We start from the raw sequence: 17,039 nt of genomic DNA, 5'->3' as shown, positions 1-17,039 counted from the left end.
GCGCGCCTCAGCCCTTCAGTCCCGAAGTGGCCATGCCGTCGATCAGGTACCGCTGGAACGCCAGGAAGAAGGCGAGCACCGGCAGCAGCGCGACGAGCGACATGGCGATCATGCCGCCGTAGTCGGCCACGCCTTCCTGGTCTACGAACATCTTCAGGCCCAGCGAGACCGTGTACTTTTCGGGCTCGTTGAGGTAGATCAGCGGGCCCATGAAGTCGTTCCAGGAGTTGATGAAGGTGAAGATCGCGCTGGTGATCAGGGCCGGTCGGCACAGCGGGAGCACGATCGACCAGTAGATGCGCAGATGTCCGCAGCCGTCGAGGCGGGCCGCCTCGTCGAGTTCCTTCGGCAGGTTGCGCATGAACTGCATCATCAGGAAGACGAAGAACGCTTCCGTGGCGAGGTACTTGCCCAGCAGGAGCGGGGTGTACGTGTTGATCATGTTCATGTTGCGGAACAGCACGTACTGCGGGATCAGCAGCACGTGGTACGGCAGCAGCAAGGTGCCGATCATCAGCGTGAACAGCAGATTCCGGCCCGCGAACCTGATCTTGGCGAAGGCGTACGCCGTCAGCGAGCAGGACAGGACGATCCCGATCACCGAACCGACCGCGAGGAAGAGCGAGTTGTAGAAGAAGGTGGAGATCGGGATGTCCGCGATGCCCTCGGTGAGGCGCTTGTAGTTCGAGGTGACCGGCGAGCCGGGGAAGAGATCCAGGCTGCCGACGATGTCCTCGCTCTTCTTGAAGGAGCCGCCGACGACCCAGATCACCGGGTAGAGGATGACCGCGAGGATCGCGAGGGACCCGAGGTGCCAGGCGAGCGAACCGGGCAGTCTGCGCCGGAAGTTGCCCGCCTTCGCGGACGGACCTTGAGCCGGCCTGACGTCTGTGACCTGCGCGCTCATCAGGCGCCCTCCTCGTAGTGCACCCAGCGCTTCTGGGACCAGAACAGCACCGCCGTCACCAGCGCGACCGCGACCAGCAGCAGCCAGGCCATGGCGGAGGCCAGGCCCATCCGGCTGTTCTCGAAGCCCTGGACGTAGAGGTAGCAGGTGTAGACCATCGAACCGTCGGCCGGACCACAGGCGTTGCTGCCGGCGCCGCCGCCGACGATGTAGGCCGAGCTGAAGATCTGGAAGGAGTGGATGGTCTCAAGGAGGACGTTGAAGAAAAGCACCGGCGAGATCATCGGCAGGGTGATGTTCCAGAACCGGCGCAGCTTGCCCGCCCCGTCGACCTCGGCGGCCTCGTACAGCTCGCGCGGCACCTGCTTGAGGCCGGCGAGGAAGATGACCATGGGGGCGCCGAACTGCCAGACCGTGAGCGCCACCAGGCTGTAGATGATCAGGTTCGGGTCGCCTGTCCAGCCGCCCGCGTGCACTCCGAAGACCTTCTGCGTACGGTCCACGATCGCGTCGTCCGAGAAGATCGCCTTCCAGACGATGGCGACGGAGACACTCGCCCCGATCAGCGAGGGCGCGTAGAACGCGGCCCGGTAGAAGGCCTGTCCGTGCCGCTTCTGGGCCAGCAGCAGCGCCACACCGAGCGCCGCGATCAGCTTGAGGGGCGTCCCGACGACGACGTACCACATCGTCACCTGCACCGAGTGGCGCCAGCGCGGGTCGTGGAACATCTCGGAGAAGTTGTCGAGACCGATCCACTTGGGGGCGTCGAACAGGTTGTAGTCGGTGAACGCGAAGTAGAGCGAGGCGATCATCGGGCCCGCGGTGAGCAGCAGGAACCCGGCGATCCAGGGAGACATGAAGAGATAGCCGGCCAGGTTCTCCCGGCGGCCCCGCCGCTTGAGGGCGGCGGGGCGCACGGGGTTCACCGGACCGTGCCGCGGCTCGGAGCCCTTGGCCAGGGCCTCCGTCGCAGGGGCGTGTGTCACGGTGGATCCCATCAGGTGCCGAGAGCCGTCTTCGACTCGGTGAAGAACTGCTTGACGGCGTCGTCCACCGACCGTGTGCCCAGGGCGAGTTCCTCGGCGATGCGCAGGAACGCGGCCTCGCAGATGTCGGCGCCGTTCGGGTGCGGGGTGATCGTCTCCAGGACGCCCGCCTTGACGAGGGACTCCTCGTAGGCGGCGATGCCCTTGCCGATCTCGTCGGTCGGCTTGTAGGCGTCGTACTGCGCCTGCGTGGCCGGCACACCGCGGTCGTAGCCCATGATCTTGGCGACTTCGGGGTCGTGCGTCATGAAGCTGATGAACTGGGCGACTTCCTTGGGGTGCTGGGTGCGCCTGGAGGCGCTGAGCATCAGCGAACCGAGGTACTGGCCCGTGTGCTTGCCGTCCGTGGTGGGGATCGGGGCGAGGCCGTACTCGCTCTTGCCCTCCGCGGTGTAGCGCACGGTGAAGTTGTCCCAGGTGAACTCGCCCGCCGCGAGTTCGGCGGAGACGGCGGACTTGGGCTTGACCTGAGCGACCTTCTTCGCGTTGGCGTAGATGCCCGACTCCAGGCCCTTCTTCGCCTTGGTCCACCAGTCCTTGAGATCCGCCTCGGTGAAACCGAGTCCCTTGTCCGTGAAGAACGCCTTGCCGTTCTGACGGAGGTACAGGTCGTAGAGGTACATGACGCCGTACATTCCGCTGTCGCCGGCGCGGCCCGCCTTGTCGCGGATCTTCTTCATCGCCGCGTCGAAGTCGTCCCAGGTCCAGCCCTGCTTCGGCGTCACGCCCGCCTTGGTGTACACGGGCTTGTCGATCACCAGGGCCATCGAGTTGGAGCCGACCGGAACACCGAGGAGTTTTCCGTCGACTTCGCCGAACTTCTCAAGTCCGGCCCGGAATCCGTCCATCGAGAGATTGCCCGCCTTGACCTGCTCACTGAGATCGAGCAGGACATTCTTCGCGTCGTACTTGCGCAGGAATCCGATGGCATTCTGGAATACGTCCGGCGGATTTCCGCCGGAGGCCTGGGTGTTGAACTTCTTCCAGAAGTCGCCATAGGGCTGGAAGTCCGTTTTCACCTTGATCTTCGGGTACTTCTTCTCGAAGAGCGCGATGGTCTGGTTGATCCGCTTGGCCCGGTCGTCCGCGCCCCACCAGGCGTAACGGATGGTAACCGTGCCATCCCCCGAGCCGGCTCCGTCCCCACCACAGGCCGTCGTCGTGGCCAGCCCCAACGCGGCCACCGACGCACCTGCCGCCTTGAGGATCGTGCGCCTCTCGACATTCCCGTTCTTCTGCATAGTCGGGCCCCTCCCGCGACGTTGCGGTCGCCGTCATGAATCGTTTCAAGTAAGCGCTTGCTGGCACAAGGTACGGAGGCCCTCCGGGCTCGTCAATGATTCGGACAGGAATTGATGGGATGCGATCCTGCTCCGCGACGTCGCGAACAGGCGTGTGACGGCGGAACGTTGGCACGACCGTGCAGGTCCCACGCCTATGGCCGACCTGTCGAACGCCTCGCGGCAGGTCGTGGAGAAAAACGAAGGGGCCGAAAACAACTCTGGTTCCGGGGCGCCGAGTCGGGGGGACGGGGGGCGGCGGGGGCGGGCGGGGACTGAGAGTGATGGGTGGGGCTTGGACGGGGATGAGGGCGGGGATCGCGGGGCGGGAGCTCGGAGCGGAGGGTGCGGGGCTGTGGTTGGCGTTTGCGTGAGCTGCCGCTGGCGGGAAGGCGCGGGTCGCGACCGGCTGTTGGCGGTAGCCGATGGGCGTTCGGTGGCCGGCGGTCGTGAGGGCTTCCGATGACTGCGGCGCGGGCGAGTCGTGTCCCACCTCGTGATGTAGCCATACGGAGTCCGGGACTTCGCGCGGCTTCGGGGACAGCGCCGTCCGCGGGGTCGGTGACACCGGGTACAACGCGTCGACCAGGGAAGATGGCACCGTGGCGATGCGGAGACCTTTCCTGGACGGGATCTCATCCGCGCTGGCATCGTCTGGACTTCTACGTCACCTGGCGGGACGTCACCGGGCCTCCGGAGAGCTGCTGTTGGCGGCGGTCGGAGTGCTGTCAGCGGCAGCCGGACGCCGTGGGCGCCGGCCAGGCGGGCTGCTCCGCGCAGACCGCGAGCCGCCGTCGCATGAGCCGCGGATCGCCGTCGACTGGGCACGGCGCCGGGCACACGGCTGATGTCTGCGGCCGCGCGCGATGGTCGCCGAAACGTGGGTTGTCGCCCGCGGGCCGCGGCGGGGCCACACGAACCGCGGCGCGAGCCACACAGGCCACTGTCAGCGGCAGCGCGCGCGACGGTCGCCGCAGCAGGGCCCTAGCGACAGTCCGCCATACCCGGCCACGAGGGCCACAGCCGCTGTCAGCCCAGGCAGGTCAACGGCGCACAGACCGCACCGTCCACTAGCCGCCGCCGACAAGCCACGCACGCGACCAGGCAGGCTCCACAACCAACGACAACCCACGCCACGGCCGGCAGCACAAAGACCTCTGTTCACAGGCCACAAGCGCCCGTCAGGCGAGCCACAGCCGGCCCGCAGTCTTTAGCGGTCAACGGCCCCCGGCCGCAGTGCACATGCCACGTGCGCCCACCACGCGGGCCACTACAGGCGACAGCACGTACGCCACCGTTCACCAGCCGCGAGCGCCGCCCACAGCCGCCGTAAGCCCGTACCGGTCACCGGCACACAGTCGCAGCCTCAGGCGTCGGCCAGGCAGGACGTCGCCAGCGGCCGTACAGGCCACTTGTCGGCACTCACGAGCGACGCGAGCACGCATCTCAGCCCTGTGAACGCCACGGCCAAGCAAGGGCCCCTTGGAGCGACACGCTCGCGGTCACACCCCCCGGCCCACCTCAGCCCCGGATCCCCCCGGCCCAGAAGCCCCCATCCCCGCGGCGCAGGGGGTGCGGGTGGCGGAGCCCCCGCAGCGCGCGGCGAAGCCGCGCAGAAACGACGATGGCGACCCGGTCCACGCTTTCCGTGGACATGGGTCGCCATCGACAACGTGGGCGATACTGGGTTCGAACCAGTGACCTCTTCGGTGTGAACGAAGCGCTCTCCCGCTGAGCTAATCGCCCGGGCGCAGGAAGAACATTACCCCAAGTCAGAGGGTGCGTTCGACCAGCGCGAAGGGCCGGCGGAGGGGGTCCTCACTCCTTGATGTTCCAGGGCATGGCGAAGCCGAACTTCCAGACGTAGACGCCCATGAGAGCCGCGATGATCACGAGGCCGATGGTCGTGAGAATGATGTTGCGGCGCCGCACCCGGGGGTCGAGCGCCCGCTGGGTCGCCTCGGTGACCTTGCGTTTCGTCCAGCGGAGCACGAGCTGGGCCCAGACGAACTCGGTGGCCCAGATCGCCATGCCGCCGAAGATCACCAGCCAGCCGGGGCCGGGCAGCGGCAGCATGATCACGCCCGCGGCCACGACCGCGAGGCCCACGACGAAAACGCCCACCTGCCAGCTCAGATGCAGAGCGCGGCTCGCCTTGATGAATTCCGGCGCTCGCGAACCGAGCCCGCGCTCGGTGTTCGTCCTGTCAGAACCCACAGCGTTTGTCCCGTCGGACCCCAAGGCGTTCGTCCCATCCGAAGCCACGGCGACCTCGCCGGGCTCGTCACTCCCCGTATTCATACGACCAAACCCTACCCGAGAGAAACCAGTCACCGGAATGGCCCTATCCGACGAACGCACTCTCGGCCGGATGAGCTACCTAAAGACACGCAAAACACTCAGAGGGGTTTACAACGGCACCGTAGGTGGCATGTCGATTTCGCCGACGTGCGAATCCCCGAGCGCACACTGAGCGAAAGGCCCTGGCGCTTATGAACACCACGGTCAGCTGCGAGCTGCACCTGCGCCTCGTTGTGTCGAGCGAGTCCTCACTGCCTGTTCCCGCAGGACTGCGGTATGACACGGCCGATCCCTACGCCGTGCACGCCACCTTCCACACCGGAGCCGAGGAAACCGTCGAGTGGGTGTTCGCCCGCGACCTCCTCGCCGAGGGCCTGCACCGGCCCACCGGTACCGGCGACGTCCGAGTCTGGCCGTCCCGGAGCCACGGCCAGGGCGTCGTATGCATCGCCCTGAGCTCCCCGGAGGGCGAAGCCCTGCTCGAGGCCCCTGCGCGGGCCCTGGAGTCCTTCCTGAAGCGAACGGACGCCGCCGTGCCACCCGGCACGGAACACCGGCACTTCGATCTCGACACCGAGCTCTCCCACATCCTCGCCGAGAGCTAGCGAGGTACCTCAGAGCCGCCCGGCGCCGTCCACTCGGGGAGACGGCTCGGGCTCAGACAACCGCATAGGGCACGCATCGGCGCCGTCGCCGCGGACTTCCGCGGAGGCGGCGCCGGTGTGTGCGGCCGTGCCGGGCCCGGAAGTGTCAGCGCCTGCCACCTGGCCGGAGGCGGCCCCTGCCCAGCGGACGGCCGGTCCTCCGGCCCGGGGAAACCACTACCATCGGCCAACATCGGCGGGCGCCCGCCCGACCCCCCAGGCCAGGGAGCGAAACGTGCTGATCACCCACGACACCCGGTGCGCCCTAGACGCCGTGGTGGATCTGGTGAACACCGTGCCGGAGGACAACACGACGGACGGGCTCGCGGATGTGGCGTCCCTCGCGGATTTCGTACGTACGCATGACTTCAGTGACGTCGGGGTGCTGGCGGAGCGTGATCTCGCGGCCGTACGGAAGGTCCGCGGCCTGTTCGCCGAGGTCTTCGCCGCCTCCGACGCCCACGCGGCCGCCGGGCTGATCAACGAGCTGGTCGCAGCGGCCGGGACCACACCGCGCCTCACCGACCACGACGGTTACGACTGGCATGTGCACTACTTCGCGCCCGGCGCCTCCGTCGCCGATCACCTCGCGGCCGACTGCGGGATGGCGCTGGCCTTCTTCGTGGTGGCCGGGGAGCAGGAGCGCCTTCGGCGCTGCGAGGCCCCCGACTGCCGGCGCGCCTTCGTCGACCTCTCCCGCAACAGGTCGCGCCGCTACTGCGACAGCCGCACCTGCGGAAACCGGTTGCACGTGGCCGCGTACCGGGCGCGACGCAAGGAAGCGGCGGGCTGAAGCCGGCGTACGACCGCCCGGCTCGTGGGGGTGTCGACGAAACCCTCGGCGGGTGGCGCCGGGGGGTTCGCGTACGTCTCAGAGCAGCAGCAGGTCGTGCAGCGAAGCCATGAGCAGCAGACAGCCGATCACCGCAAGGAAGATCATCAGCGGTGGCTGGGAAAGGGCGAAGAGACAACCCCGCGGCTCCTCTGGAGGGGCGGCGGTGTCGCTCTGTGTTGTGTCCAGCATCTCGCGGCGATGATGACGCAGGGAGTACCCCGTAGGCGATCAACACGCGCGGAATGACGGGGAGTTCGCCAATATCCGTGAAGAGCGGGATCAGACGTGATCGCTTGCGCGCGCTCACCCGACGCTCTGTGTCGTTTCAGTGCGTCGCGTCAGAGCATCGCTTCAGTCCGTGGCGTCGGATCGTCTCGACCGTCCGTGGCGTCGGATCGTCTCGCCGGTCCGTCGGGTCAGACCGTATCGACCGTCCGTAGCGTCAGACCATCTCGATCTCGACCGTCCGTCGCGCGGTCGTCCTCGCCGTCAGATGCCGTGCTTCTTCAGGATGGCTTCGATGTCGGTGAAGTCGTCCCCGGACTTGGCGGGGCGGGGTGACGCCGCGGGCCGGGTCGCCGGGCGCGCGGACTGCCCCAGCGAGGGCGCGGAGGCCGCGGGGGCCACCGCCTCGCGCTGAGCCGCCTTCGCCGCCCTGCGTTCCTTGCGTGTGCCGCCGCTGCGCCGCTCCACGGCCCTCGTGGTCATGAACAGCAGCCAGGCTCCGCCGAGCAGGACGAAGCCCGCCCACGCGGTCGGGCTGAACGCCGTGTCGGCCGCCCAGCCGACGACACCGGTCATGACCAGGCCGACGGGCACGAGCGAGTAGGCGGCGATGCGGGCCGCCGCGAGGAAGCGCTTGCGGTAGGCCGTGACCACGGCAATGCCCAGGCCGGCCGCGGAGGCGGCGGAACAGACGGTCTCGGCAATCATCCGGTCCTCCAGGCAGGGCTCGGTCGGGCAGCGGGTCGGTTCGTCCCTTCCATCCTGCACCGCGCCCCGCCCCGTGTGCCATGCCCCGGGCGGACCTCAGGGACATCTCCGGGTCGGACTCCTCCCCAGGTGCCGGTCGGCGGCAGCCAAAGCGCGGCGGCCGCGATCCCGGTTGGGGCACCCGCGCCCCGGCTGGGAGACTGGTACCCATGAACGACTCCTCCCCCGCGCGCCCGGCCGCACCCGTCCTGGACGTCTGGTGCGAGCTCCAGTGCCCGGACTGCCGCAGCGCACTCGACGACCTCCGCGCCCTGCGCGCCCGCTACGGCGACCGGCTGGAACTGCGGCTGCGGCACTTCCCGCTGGAGAAGCACAAGCACGCCTTCGCCGCTGCGCAGGCCGCCGAGGAGGCCACCGAGCAGGGGAAGGCCTGGCCGTACGTCGAGGCGGTGCTCGGCCGCGTGGAGGAGCTGGACCGCGAGGGAGAGCCCTTCCTTGTCGAAGTGGCCCGTGAACTCGGCCTGGACGCCGAGGAGTTCGACACGGCCCTGATCGACGGCAGGCACATCCTGATCGTCGACGCCGACCAGGCCGAGGGCAAGGCCATCGGCGTGACCGGCACACCGACGTACGTCATCGGCGGTGAGCGGCTGGACGGCGGCAAGAGTCAGCAAGGGCTGCGCGAGCGCATCGAGGAGATCGCCGACCGCCTGCTCGCCGAAGCCGACCAGAAAGCCTGAGCCGTACCGCCGTACCGCAGTTCGCCCCGCCGTCGCCGACGACGGCGTCAGAGCAGCGACTTGTACAGGTGATGCGTGGTGGTCTCGTAGCCGAGCGACTCATAGAGCCGCTCGGCCGGGGTGTTGCCCGAAAAGACGTTGAGGCCGATGCGGTTCCTGCCCTCGGTCACCGCCTGGGCCTCCGCGAGCAGCATCAGCGCGCGGCCGTGGCCCCGGCCGCGGAACGCCGCGTCGGCCTCGACGTCGAAGACGAAGGCCCGTTCGTCTTCGAGCGCCACCCAGAGGGTGCCCACCGCCGTCCCTTCGTGCTCCAGGACGCTGAACAGCATGTTCTCCGTGGCCCTGCCGCGCGGCAGCAGTTCGTCGTGGTCTCGCTGCGACTTCGCGTGCGCCTCGGCCGCGGGCACACCCCGCGCGATGGCGTCCTGCGCGTAGGTCTCCCTGCCGTGCGCCTCCCAGGGCACGAACTCGGCCTCCGTCATGGGACGCCCGACGCTGCCGGCCGGCAGCGCGGGAGGTACCGCCCCGAGCGCCTTCTCCATCCACCGACTGCGCAGGACGTAACCGAGTGCCGTGGAGAGCGCGAGCGCGGCCGCGGCCTCGGCCGGAAGCGACATCTCGATCCGCTCGCAGCCCCAGCCGCGCGCCACTTCCTCGGCGGCAAGCGCGGCGACGGTGCCCCGGCCGCGCCCCCGGTCCGGCTCCTCGATGCGGATGTCCCGGATCACCGCCACGGACGGCCCGAGGACCGGGCGCGTGGCGAGGTGTATCGCGCCGACGGGGCGACTGTTCACGCACACCTGGTAGTGGCGTGAACGCGTTCCGTCGGCGGCGTGCTGGAGCGGCTCGGTCGGCCGCAGGGTGGTGGTCATCAGGGGTGTTGTACCCGCCCGGCGGCCTGCCGTCATCCGGATTTCCCGCGGATCCGATCCACCGAGCCCTACGGGATTCCGGTGTTCTACGGGTTCTACGGGTTCTACGGGTCGAGGTCGTCCCCGCTGCGCTCGTCGAAGATCCGCATGGCCTTGGCGGTCACCGGGCCGGGCGCGCCCGGGAGTGCGCGACCGTCGACGCGGTGCACGCCCTGCACATCGCGCAGTGTGGACGTCAGGAAGACCTCGTCGGCGCGCTCCAGGACGTCCAGCGGCAGGTCGGTCTCCTTGGCGCCCGTCCACTCGACGGCGAGTGCGCGCGTGATGCCCGCGAGGCAGCCGGAGGCGACGGGCGGGGTGTGGATCTCCCCGCCGAGGACGACGAAGACGTTCGACCCCGTGCCCTCGCACAGCCGCCCGACCGTGTTCGCGAACAGCGCCTCGGTGGCGCCCTGTTCGCGGGCACGGGCGAGGGCGACGACGTTCTCGGCGTACGAGGTGGTCTTGAGGCCGGTGAGGGCACTGCGCTCGTTGCGGGTCCACGGCACGGTGATCACAGCGGTGGAGTCGGGGCGCCGGGCGGACTCTCCGAGGGCGACGACGAGCGTCGGGCCGTGCTCGCCGCGGTCGGAGCCGAGCGGGCCGTGGCCGCCGGTGAAGGTGATCCGCAGCCGGCCCAGCGGCACGGGGTTGGCCTCCAGAACGGCGGCGCAGGCGCGGCGCACCTCGTCGGCGTCGGGCTCGGGCAGCCCGAGGCCGTGCGCGGAGCGGGCCAGCCGGTCGAGGTGCCGGGTCAGCGCGAACGGCCGCCCGTGGACCGCCTTCACGGTCTCGAAGATGCCGTCGCCCACGGTCAGCCCGTGGTCGAAGACGGAGACGCGGGCGGTCTCGATGTCCTGCAGCCCGCCGTCGAGCCAGACCTTCACTGCGTTTCACCTCGCGAGAGAGTGCCGGACGCTTCGTCCGACATGTCCTTTCGGCCGGGGGTCCATCCCGCGGCGGAGCCGCCGGTGGACAGGGCGTCCCCCGGGAGGGCACCGGACGTGCGGTTCCCGTCGGCTGCCTCGTACGCACCCGACGCTACCGCGAGCAGCCGCGCCGCCTTCAGCTCGGTCTCCCGCCACTCCCCCTCGGGGTCGGAGCCCCAGGTGATGCCGGCTCCCGTACCGAAGCGCAGGACGCCCTCCGCCCGGTCGATCCAGAAGGTACGGATGCCGACGGCCAGCTCGCCGGTTCCGCGGTCGGCGTCGACCCAGCCGATGCCGCCGCAGTACGGGCCGCGGGGAGCCGTCTCCAGCTCCGCGATGATCCGCAGGGCGCTGGACTTCGGGGCGCCGGTGACGGACCCGGGCGGGAAGGCCGCGTCGAGGAGCTCCGGCCAGCCCGCGTCGGCGCGGAGTTCGCCGCGGACCGTGGAGACGAGGTGGACCAGTCCCGGGTGCTTCTCGACCACGCACAGGTCGGGCACGCTGACGCTGCCGGTGGCGCAGACCCGTCCGATGTCGTTGCGGACGAGGTCCACGATCATCACGTTCTCGGCGTAGTCCTTGTCCAGCAGGTCCGCCTCGGTCCGGCCGGTGCCCTTGATCGGGCCGGACTCGACGACGCGGCCGTCGACCCGCAGGAAGAGTTCGGGAGAGGCGGTGGCCGTCTCGACGCCGTGCCCGGGCAGGCGAATCGTTCCGGCGTACGGTGCCGGGTTGCCGCGGGCCAGCAGTGCGGTGAGGGCGTCCACGTCGGCGTCGGGCGCCACGGGTGCGGTCAGCACCCGGCAGAGGTTCGCCTGGTAGACCTCGCCGGCCGCGATGTGCTCGCGGATACGGCGTACGCCCGCGGTGTACGCGGCGCGGTCGAGGGACGACTTCCAGTCATCGACGGCGGGCCCCCGCCACCTCCCGGGCACCGGGGCGGGCACCGGCTCCCGCCGTACGTCCTGGAAGCGTGCGCACGTCAGACGGCCCTCGAAGTCGGCGGCAACGGCCCAGAAGCCGGTGGAGTCCAGGGCCGCGGGATCGCTGGTGACATCGATGAGGCCGGTGGCGACGAGGCCGCCGAAACGGGCGAGAGGAGGGAGGTCGAGCACGCAGTCGAGTCTAGGGCGGGTGACCTGCAGGTGCCCTGACCATGTCGTTCGGTGGACGCACCGCAGCACGCTGCACAAACGCGTTTTTGTACTGGCCCCGGAATCCGCTAGAGTTCAACACGTCGCCGCGACGCGCAAGCGGAACGGAACCGACAAGCGGACGTAGCTCAGTTGGTAGAGCGCAACCTTGCCAAGGTTGAGGTCGCCAGTTCGAACCTGGTCGTCCGCTCGCAGGAAGTGGGGGATCTTCCCGAACCCCTACGCTCCTGGTGGAGTGGCCGAGAGGCGAGGCAACGGCCTGCAAAGCCGTCTACACGGGTTCAAATCCCGTCTCCACCTCCAAGGACGATTAGCTCAGCGGGAGAGCGCTTCCCTGACACGGAAGAGGTCACTGGTTCAATCCCAGTATCGTCCACTGGATCTTCCAGCCAGTACGGCAGATCCGAGCCCGCGCGATTAGCTCAGCGGGAGAGCGCTTCCCTGACACGGAAGAGGTCACTGGTTCAATCCCAGTATCGCGCACGCAGTACAGCAGTGAGCGTGGCTCAGGCCGCGTGACCTGCGCGATTAGCTCAGCGGGAGAGCGCTTCCCTGACACGGAAGAGGTCACTGGTTCAATCCCAGTATCGCGCACCCACCGAAGCCCCCGACCGTCTCGTACGGTCGGGGGCTTCGTCGTGCGTCGGCCCGAAGACACGGAGAAGGGCTCCCCCCTTTGTTCGGGAGGAGCCCTCGGCTCAGGACGAGAAGAGCATGTGGCCGAAGCTCTTGTGGCGCTGGTGGCCGCCGTGTCCGCCGTAGTGGCCGCCGCCGTGTCCGCCGTGCTGCGGGGCGCCCCAGGCGGGCGCGGGAGCGGAGGGGTAGGCCTGCGGGGCCTGGGGCGGCGGCGCGGGCTGCGACCACTGGGACTCCACCCGGGTCAGCGCCTCCAGCTCGCCGTAGTCGAGAAAGATTCCGCGGCAGCCGCTGCACTGCTCGATCTGGACGCCATTGCGGTTGTACGTGTGCATCGGCGCATGGCACTTCGGACACTGCATGCTCGGCTCAACTCCTCGCCGGTCGGTACTGCTTCCGCCAGGACAGACTCCACCTGGCCTCGGTCGGTTGCACCCTACGTCGCATTGCCCCGGGCCAACTCCGCCGGGAGGGCAGCCATTCGGTCGCAGGCGTCCACCACGGCCTGCTCCACCTCGTCCAACGGGCGGCCGGCCGCGACGGACTTGGCGATCGCCAGGGCTGCGGTCTGCACCGTGAGCGCGCGGGCGGCGACATCGAGGGCGGGCCACGGGTCCCCGTCGGCGGGCACGGCGGGGCCGCCCTGCCGCCGGTAGGCGGTCAGGAAGCGGGTCCAGTCGTCGGGCGGGAGCAGGCCGCAGGCGTACCAGGCCGCGGGGCGGGCCAGGTCCCAGGCGGGGACGCCCACGCCCAGGTCGTCCACGTCGATGAGCAGCCAGGCCCCGGCCGGCTCGGGCCGGCGTACGAGCTGGCCGAGGTGGAGGTCGCCGTGGCACAGGGCCGCGGACGCGTCGGGCATCGGAGCCTCGGCGCGGGCCCAGGCGGGCAGGCCGGCCCAGGCGCGCAGCACCGGGTCGGCACCGGAGTGCGGCCCCGCCGCCCGCAGCCGGGCGATCGCCCGGGCCGCCTTGAGGGGGCCCCGCATCGGCGGCAGCCCCCGCGGCACGGGCGCCCGGTGCAGACGGGCCAGCAGACCGCCCGCGGCCTCCCAGGGCGCCGCCTCGGGATGTTCGGGGTCGACGGGAACGCCGTACGGCCAGAAGGTCACCAGCCGTCCGTGCAGTTCGACGGGCTCGGGGCGCAGCGGGGGCAGGAGGACTCCGGACAGCTCCGGGTGCGCGGCGACGGCCAGCCGCTGGGAGAGTTCCCCGGCGTCCGTGCCGGGACCGTGGGCCTTGGCGACGGTCCCGGCATGCCGTACGACAGTGCCGTCCGGCCTGTCGGCAAGAACCCCGTCGGCGTGCGCGCAGGCAGTGGCCGCCGGATGGGCTGCCACGCGCACCTTGGCGGCCAGCGCAGGCAACAGCACATCTGCGGTCATGGCTCCCCCTCGTCATGTTCTCAGCGAGCCTACGCACCCCGCCCCACACCAAAAATCCCCCCACGCACCCCAACCATCAATTGAGCAACCCCAACGGCGAGCAATTTGGTCCGCGAAAGCGGCGCCGGTTTAGGCGCAAGGGGGCGTGCAAAAAACGGCAATGCCCGCGCAGCTCCCCAGCTGCGCGGGCATTTTTTGCCGTCCGCCGCACCCCCGTCCCCACGGGGTTTCATGGCCGGATGTCCCCGCCCGGACCGCTCTTCCGGGCCTGGGGCGCCGCTCAGCGCCCCAGCATCACGCCCACGGACGACGCTTGTGTGACCACTGCGTCCCAGCCGCCGAAGACGACTACGAGCAGGGCCGCCAGGGGGAGGACCATCGCGGTCGCCACCAGTGGGTGACGGGGGCCCTGGCTCGCGCGGCGGGTGCCGAACGCGACGGTGTACGCCTTGCGTCCCTGCGTGCGGATCGCTGTCCGCGGTGCCGTGTGAGCCATGGTCCCTCTCCTGGCGAGCGGCTCCGGGGAGCCGCTCAGCTTCTGTTGTGGTTGGCAGCGGCGGGTGTCTGACCTCGGGGGACGAGTGCTGCACCCGCCGCTTGACCTCAAATGTAGGGGCGCGGCGAACCTGGGTCGTCATGCCCTCGTACCGCTTGCCTGGCCTCCCGGAGGATGAGCTATGACCTGCGATGTACTCCCCTGGGTGGAGATGGAGACCTAGGTCTCAGGGTCTTCCCGGAAGGGGCGTCCGGTGTGCCCCGACTGTTCCGAGCTGTCCTCCCTGGGGATCGGTTGCTCGACCAGCGCCAGCACTCGGGTCGCCATGAAGCGGGCGGTGCGCACCACTGATCCGCTTCGGGTGACTTCGCTCACTTCCACCACACCTCGGCGGACCGCCGTCTCCACCCGGCGGCCCGCCCTGCTCGCCACCACCTCGTAGGTACGTGTCGTGTCACCGGCGTCCACGACTATCTCCACACGGTCACCCTTCACGGGTTCAATCCCCCTTCTGCGACGGGTGGTTGGGAGCACAGGCAGCGCAAAACCGTCCTGTTCACAGGCTCCCTGACCACCTTTCAAGTTTCCCACCCGGCACTGACAATCGATCGGGACGAGAGGGCGCGGCCTATGCACGCCGCCAGCCGCGGAAACGTAAGCTGTGGCTCGTCAAACGGACCGGGCAGCGGGGATGGACATGGCGATGATGCGCCTGAGGCGCGAGGACCCGCGTGTCGTCGGCTCGTTCAGGCTTCACAGGCGACTCGGCGCGGGTGGGATGGGCGTGGTCTACCTGGGCTCCGACCGTCGTGGCCAGCGGGTCGCCCTGAAGGTGATCAGGCCGGATCTGGCGGAGGATCAGGAGTTCCGGTCGCGGTTCGCGCGCGAGGTCTCGGCGGCCCGGCGGATCAGGGGCGGGTGCACGGCGCGGCTGGTGGCCGCGGATCTGGACGCGGACCGTCCGTGGTTCGCCACGCAGTACGTTCCCGGGCCCTCCCTGCACGACAAGGTCGCCGAGGAGGGACCCCTGTCGGCAGCCGATGTCGCCGCCGTGGGGGCCGCCCTCTCCGAGGGCCTCGTCGCCGTGCACGAGGCCGGTGTCGTGCACCGTGACCTGAAGCCGTCCAACATCCTGCTGTCCCCGAAGGGGCCGCGGATCATCGACTTCGGCATCGCCTGGGCGACCGGGGCGTCCACGCTCACGCACGTGGGTACGGCCGTCGGGTCGCCGGGGTTCCTCGCACCCGAGCAGGTCCGCGGGGCCACCGTCACCCCGGCCACGGACGTCTTCTCGCTCGGTGCCACGCTCGCGTACGCGGCGACCGCCGACTCGCCCTTCGGGCACGGCAGTTCCGAAGTGATGCTGTACCGGGTGGTGCACGAGGAGCCGCATCTGCAGGACGTGCCCGACGCGCTCGCGCCCCTCGTCCGCGCCTGTCTCGCCAAGGACCCCGAGGAGCGACCGAGCACGCTCCAACTGTCGCTGCGGCTCAAGGAGATCGCGGCCCGCGAGGCGCAGGGCATCACGGAGGCCCGACCGCCGGCGCAGCGCAACGATCCGGACCGGCCCTCGGGACGGCTGGCCGAGCAGTACGCGGAGCAGCGCACCCAGCGGCGTCCGCAGGGCACTCCCCCGCCGCGGACCGGCAGTACGGGCACCGGCCCGCGGTCCGGCGCGCGTCCGGCGCCCGCGCGGAACACCACGCGGTCGGGCAACCGGCCGGCGCCGCGCAGTGGCACGGGGCGTTCGGCGCCGCGGACGACCGGGACCGGGCGGCGGCCCGCGAACCCGCGGCTGCTGCGCCAGCGCCTCTTCGTGTTCGTGGTCGTGACGCTGCTGGTGGCCCTCGGCATCGCGGCGGCTCAGGGATGCCAGGGCCCGGCGCGCGGACTGGGCGGCGACGACGTACGCAAGGACGTGCGACAGACGCAGCCGGACACCCGGCAGGGACAGGGCCAGCAGAAGGGTTAGGCCTGTGGGCGGCCCGTCGCCACCGCGTAGAACGCGACCGCGGCGGCCGCGCCCACGTTGAGCGAGTCGACTCCGTGGGCCATCGGGATGCGGACCCATTCGTCCGCGGCCATCAGGGCGCGGGTGGACAGGCCGTCGCCTTCCGCGCCGAGCATCAGGGCCACCCGGTCCATGCGGTGCGGGGCCGCCTCGTCGAGGGACTTCGCCTTCTCGTCGGGGGTGAGGGCGAGGAGGCAGAAGCCGGCGTCGCGGACCGCTTCCAGGCTTCTCGGCCAGGAGTCGAGACGGGCGTACGGGACCGAGAAGACGGCGCCCATGGACACCTTCACGGAGCGGCGGTACAGCGGGTCCGCGCAGTCGGGCGACAGCAGGACCGCGTCCATGCCGAGGGCGGCCGCCGAGCGGAAAATCGCACCGATGTTGGTGTGGTCGTTGACCGACTCCATGACGACGACGCGGCGGGCGGTCGCCAGGAGTTCGTCCGCGGTCGGCAGCGGCTTGCGCTGCATCGAGGCGAGCGCGCCGCGGTGCACGTGGTAGCCGGTCACGCGTTCGGCGAGCTCCGGGCTGACGGCGTACACCGGCGCCGGGAGTTCGTCGATGACGTCGCGCATGACATCGACCCACTTGGCGGACAGCAGCATCGAGCGCATCTCGTACCCGGCGTCCTTGGCCCGTCTGATGACCTTCTCGCCCTCGGCGATGAACAGTCCCTCGGCGGGTTCGCGCTTGCGGCGCAGCTCCACGTCGGTCAGGCCCGTGTAGTCGCTCAGGCGCGGGTCGTCGGGGTCCTCAACGGTGATGAGATCGGCCACAGGGTGATACTGCCTTGTCCTGGGTGTGGTGCCAACGGCTGGGAACGGGTCGGGTTACC

At 70.0% G+C, this 17,039-nt stretch carries 18 protein-coding genes and 6 tRNA genes; 9 read left to right on the top strand and 15 right to left on the bottom strand.

The annotated features are described in order from the left end of the window. Window positions 1–7: 7 nt before the first annotated feature. From ACN6LB_RS24595 to ACN6LB_RS24575, 5 genes are all read right to left on the bottom strand, one after another. Window positions 8–907: a carbohydrate ABC transporter permease gene (locus tag ACN6LB_RS24595; protein WP_445027801.1), complete on the bottom strand. Its 900-nt coding sequence runs from the start codon at window positions 905–907 to the stop codon at window positions 8–10. Further along, window positions 907–1,905: a carbohydrate ABC transporter permease gene (locus ACN6LB_RS24590; RefSeq protein ID WP_445027800.1), complete on the bottom strand. Its 999-nt coding sequence runs from the start codon at window positions 1,903–1,905 to the stop codon at window positions 907–909. The genes ACN6LB_RS24595 and ACN6LB_RS24590 overlap by 1 nt, the downstream gene beginning before the upstream one ends. Further along, window positions 1,905–3,194, bottom strand: coding sequence for an ABC transporter substrate-binding protein (locus ACN6LB_RS24585; protein WP_356145347.1), 1,290 nt, complete (start codon window positions 3,192–3,194; stop codon window positions 1,905–1,907). The genes ACN6LB_RS24590 and ACN6LB_RS24585 overlap by 1 nt, the downstream gene beginning before the upstream one ends. A gap of 1,713 nt (window positions 3,195–4,907) precedes the next feature. Continuing rightward, a tRNA-Val gene (locus ACN6LB_RS24580) sits at window positions 4,908–4,979 on the bottom strand. 72 nt (window positions 4,980–5,051) lie between these two features. Next, on the bottom strand, window positions 5,052–5,534 hold the full coding sequence (locus ACN6LB_RS24575) for a TIGR02611 family protein (RefSeq protein ID WP_445027799.1): 483 nt from the start codon (window positions 5,532–5,534) through the stop codon (window positions 5,052–5,054). 191 nt (window positions 5,535–5,725) lie between these two features. Here ACN6LB_RS24575 and ACN6LB_RS24570 point away from each other — a divergent pair, with 191 nt between their 5' ends. Both ACN6LB_RS24570 and ACN6LB_RS24565 read left to right on the top strand, forming a co-directional pair. Next, on the top strand, window positions 5,726–6,139 hold the full coding sequence (locus ACN6LB_RS24570) for an SsgA family sporulation/cell division regulator (protein ID WP_003959770.1): 414 nt from the start codon (window positions 5,726–5,728) through the stop codon (window positions 6,137–6,139). Window positions 6,140–6,413: 274 nt separating this feature from the next. Further along, entirely contained in the window at window positions 6,414–6,971 is a 558-nt protein-coding gene (locus ACN6LB_RS24565; protein ID WP_445027798.1) for a CGNR zinc finger domain-containing protein, read from the top strand. A gap of 78 nt (window positions 6,972–7,049) precedes the next feature. On the opposite strand, the gene ACN6LB_RS24560 is transcribed toward ACN6LB_RS24565, so the two are convergent. Both ACN6LB_RS24560 and ACN6LB_RS24555 read right to left on the bottom strand, forming a co-directional pair. Next, complete coding sequence (locus ACN6LB_RS24560) at window positions 7,050–7,202, bottom strand: hypothetical protein (RefSeq protein WP_356147937.1); 153 nt, start codon at window positions 7,200–7,202, stop codon at window positions 7,050–7,052. 300 nt (window positions 7,203–7,502) lie between these two features. Continuing rightward, on the bottom strand, window positions 7,503–7,946 hold the full coding sequence (locus tag ACN6LB_RS24555; RefSeq protein ID WP_445027797.1) for a hypothetical protein: 444 nt from the start codon (window positions 7,944–7,946) through the stop codon (window positions 7,503–7,505). A gap of 209 nt (window positions 7,947–8,155) precedes the next feature. Between ACN6LB_RS24555 and ACN6LB_RS24550 the strand changes: the two genes are divergently transcribed. Continuing rightward, on the top strand, window positions 8,156–8,686 hold the full coding sequence (locus ACN6LB_RS24550) for a DsbA family protein (RefSeq protein WP_445027796.1): 531 nt from the start codon (window positions 8,156–8,158) through the stop codon (window positions 8,684–8,686). Window positions 8,687–8,733: 47 nt separating this feature from the next. Here the strand turns inward: ACN6LB_RS24550 and ACN6LB_RS24545 are convergent, their stop codons facing one another. From ACN6LB_RS24545 to ACN6LB_RS24535, 3 genes are all read right to left on the bottom strand, one after another. Further along, entirely contained in the window at window positions 8,734–9,558 is an 825-nt protein-coding gene (locus ACN6LB_RS24545) for a GNAT family N-acetyltransferase (RefSeq protein WP_445027795.1), read from the bottom strand. A 104-nt stretch (window positions 9,559–9,662) separates the two neighbouring features. Beyond that, window positions 9,663–10,484: an aminotransferase class IV gene (locus ACN6LB_RS24540; RefSeq protein ID WP_445027794.1), complete on the bottom strand. Its 822-nt coding sequence runs from the start codon at window positions 10,482–10,484 to the stop codon at window positions 9,663–9,665. After that, window positions 10,481–11,641, bottom strand: coding sequence for a chorismate-binding protein (locus ACN6LB_RS24535; protein ID WP_445027793.1), 1,161 nt, complete (start codon window positions 11,639–11,641; stop codon window positions 10,481–10,483). Before ACN6LB_RS24535 ends, ACN6LB_RS24540 begins: the two co-directional genes overlap by 4 nt. Before the next feature lie 156 nt (window positions 11,642–11,797). Here ACN6LB_RS24535 and ACN6LB_RS24530 point away from each other — a divergent pair. The 5 genes from ACN6LB_RS24530 (at window position 11,798) to ACN6LB_RS24510 (ending at window position 12,274) form a co-directional block, all read left to right on the top strand. Then, window positions 11,798–11,870, top strand: a tRNA-Gly gene (locus ACN6LB_RS24530). Window positions 11,871–11,909: 39 nt separating this feature from the next. Next, window positions 11,910–11,983, top strand: a tRNA-Cys gene (locus ACN6LB_RS24525). A 1-nt stretch (window position 11,984) separates the two neighbouring features. Further along, window positions 11,985–12,056, top strand: a tRNA-Val gene (locus ACN6LB_RS24520). Between the two features lie 35 nt (window positions 12,057–12,091). After that, window positions 12,092–12,163 (top strand) — tRNA-Val (locus ACN6LB_RS24515). Between the two features lie 39 nt (window positions 12,164–12,202). Further along, window positions 12,203–12,274 (top strand) — tRNA-Val (locus ACN6LB_RS24510). A gap of 104 nt (window positions 12,275–12,378) precedes the next feature. Here ACN6LB_RS24510 and ACN6LB_RS24505 read toward each other — a convergent pair. The 4 genes from ACN6LB_RS24505 to ACN6LB_RS24490 all read right to left on the bottom strand — a co-directional run bounded on the left by ACN6LB_RS24505 (window position 12,379) and on the right by ACN6LB_RS24490 (window position 14,688). Then, window positions 12,379–12,678, bottom strand: coding sequence for a TFIIB-type zinc ribbon-containing protein (locus ACN6LB_RS24505; protein ID WP_356147955.1), 300 nt, complete (start codon window positions 12,676–12,678; stop codon window positions 12,379–12,381). 74 nt (window positions 12,679–12,752) lie between these two features. Next, the gene (locus ACN6LB_RS24500; protein ID WP_445027792.1) at window positions 12,753–13,697 is read right to left on the bottom strand and encodes an aminoglycoside phosphotransferase family protein; all 945 of its coding nucleotides are present in this window, start codon (window positions 13,695–13,697) and stop codon (window positions 12,753–12,755) included. A 280-nt stretch (window positions 13,698–13,977) separates the two neighbouring features. Continuing rightward, window positions 13,978–14,193, bottom strand: a complete 216-nt coding sequence (locus ACN6LB_RS24495) for a hypothetical protein (RefSeq protein WP_445027791.1) — start codon at window positions 14,191–14,193, stop codon at window positions 13,978–13,980. Between the two features lie 219 nt (window positions 14,194–14,412). Beyond that, entirely contained in the window at window positions 14,413–14,688 is a 276-nt protein-coding gene (locus tag ACN6LB_RS24490; protein ID WP_356147964.1) for a hypothetical protein, read from the bottom strand. 196 nt (window positions 14,689–14,884) lie between these two features. On the opposite strand from ACN6LB_RS24490, the gene ACN6LB_RS24485 reads away from it, so the two are divergent. Next, window positions 14,885–16,165, top strand: a complete 1,281-nt coding sequence (locus tag ACN6LB_RS24485; RefSeq protein WP_445027837.1) for a protein kinase domain-containing protein — start codon at window positions 14,885–14,887, stop codon at window positions 16,163–16,165. On the opposite strand, the gene ACN6LB_RS24480 is transcribed toward ACN6LB_RS24485, so the two are convergent. Next, a complete protein-coding gene (locus ACN6LB_RS24480; protein ID WP_356134699.1) occupies window positions 16,162–16,980 on the bottom strand; it encodes a TrmH family RNA methyltransferase in 819 nt (272 codons plus the stop codon). The genes ACN6LB_RS24485 and ACN6LB_RS24480 overlap by 4 nt on opposite strands. Between the last annotated feature and the right edge of the window lie 59 nt (window positions 16,981–17,039).

It is taken from the genome of Streptomyces sp. SAS_270, from assembly GCF_052543295.1.
Note: the sequence above shows the minus strand (reverse complement) of the source record. Positions and strands in the feature narration are given on the sequence as shown.

Excerpts from the sequence above, each read along its gene's own strand:
- ACN6LB_RS24595 (WP_445027801.1), bottom strand. The coding sequence starts at position 907 with ATGAGCGCGCAGGTCACAGACGTCAGGCCGGCTCAAGGTCCGTCCGCG.
- ACN6LB_RS24590 (WP_445027800.1), bottom strand. The coding sequence starts at position 1,905 with ATGGGATCCACCGTGACACACGCCCCTGCGACGGAGGCCCTGGCCAAG.
- ACN6LB_RS24585 (WP_356145347.1), bottom strand. The coding sequence starts at position 3,194 with ATGCAGAAGAACGGGAATGTCGAGAGGCGCACGATCCTCAAGGCGGCA.
- ACN6LB_RS24575 (WP_445027799.1), bottom strand. The coding sequence starts at position 5,534 with ATGAATACGGGGAGTGACGAGCCCGGCGAGGTCGCCGTGGCTTCGGAT.
- ACN6LB_RS24570 (WP_003959770.1), top strand. The coding sequence starts at position 5,726 with ATGAACACCACGGTCAGCTGCGAGCTGCACCTGCGCCTCGTTGTGTCG.
- ACN6LB_RS24560 (WP_356147937.1), bottom strand. The coding sequence starts at position 7,202 with ATGCTGGACACAACACAGAGCGACACCGCCGCCCCTCCAGAGGAGCCG.
- ACN6LB_RS24555 (WP_445027797.1), bottom strand. The coding sequence starts at position 7,946 with ATGATTGCCGAGACCGTCTGTTCCGCCGCCTCCGCGGCCGGCCTGGGC.
- ACN6LB_RS24550 (WP_445027796.1), top strand. The coding sequence starts at position 8,156 with ATGAACGACTCCTCCCCCGCGCGCCCGGCCGCACCCGTCCTGGACGTC.
- ACN6LB_RS24545 (WP_445027795.1), bottom strand. The coding sequence starts at position 9,558 with ATGACCACCACCCTGCGGCCGACCGAGCCGCTCCAGCACGCCGCCGAC.
- ACN6LB_RS24505 (WP_356147955.1), bottom strand. The coding sequence starts at position 12,678 with ATGCAGTGTCCGAAGTGCCATGCGCCGATGCACACGTACAACCGCAAT.
- ACN6LB_RS24500 (WP_445027792.1), bottom strand. The coding sequence starts at position 13,697 with ATGACCGCAGATGTGCTGTTGCCTGCGCTGGCCGCCAAGGTGCGCGTG.
- ACN6LB_RS24495 (WP_445027791.1), bottom strand. The coding sequence starts at position 14,193 with ATGGCTCACACGGCACCGCGGACAGCGATCCGCACGCAGGGACGCAAG.
- ACN6LB_RS24485 (WP_445027837.1), top strand. The coding sequence starts at position 14,885 with ATGGACATGGCGATGATGCGCCTGAGGCGCGAGGACCCGCGTGTCGTC.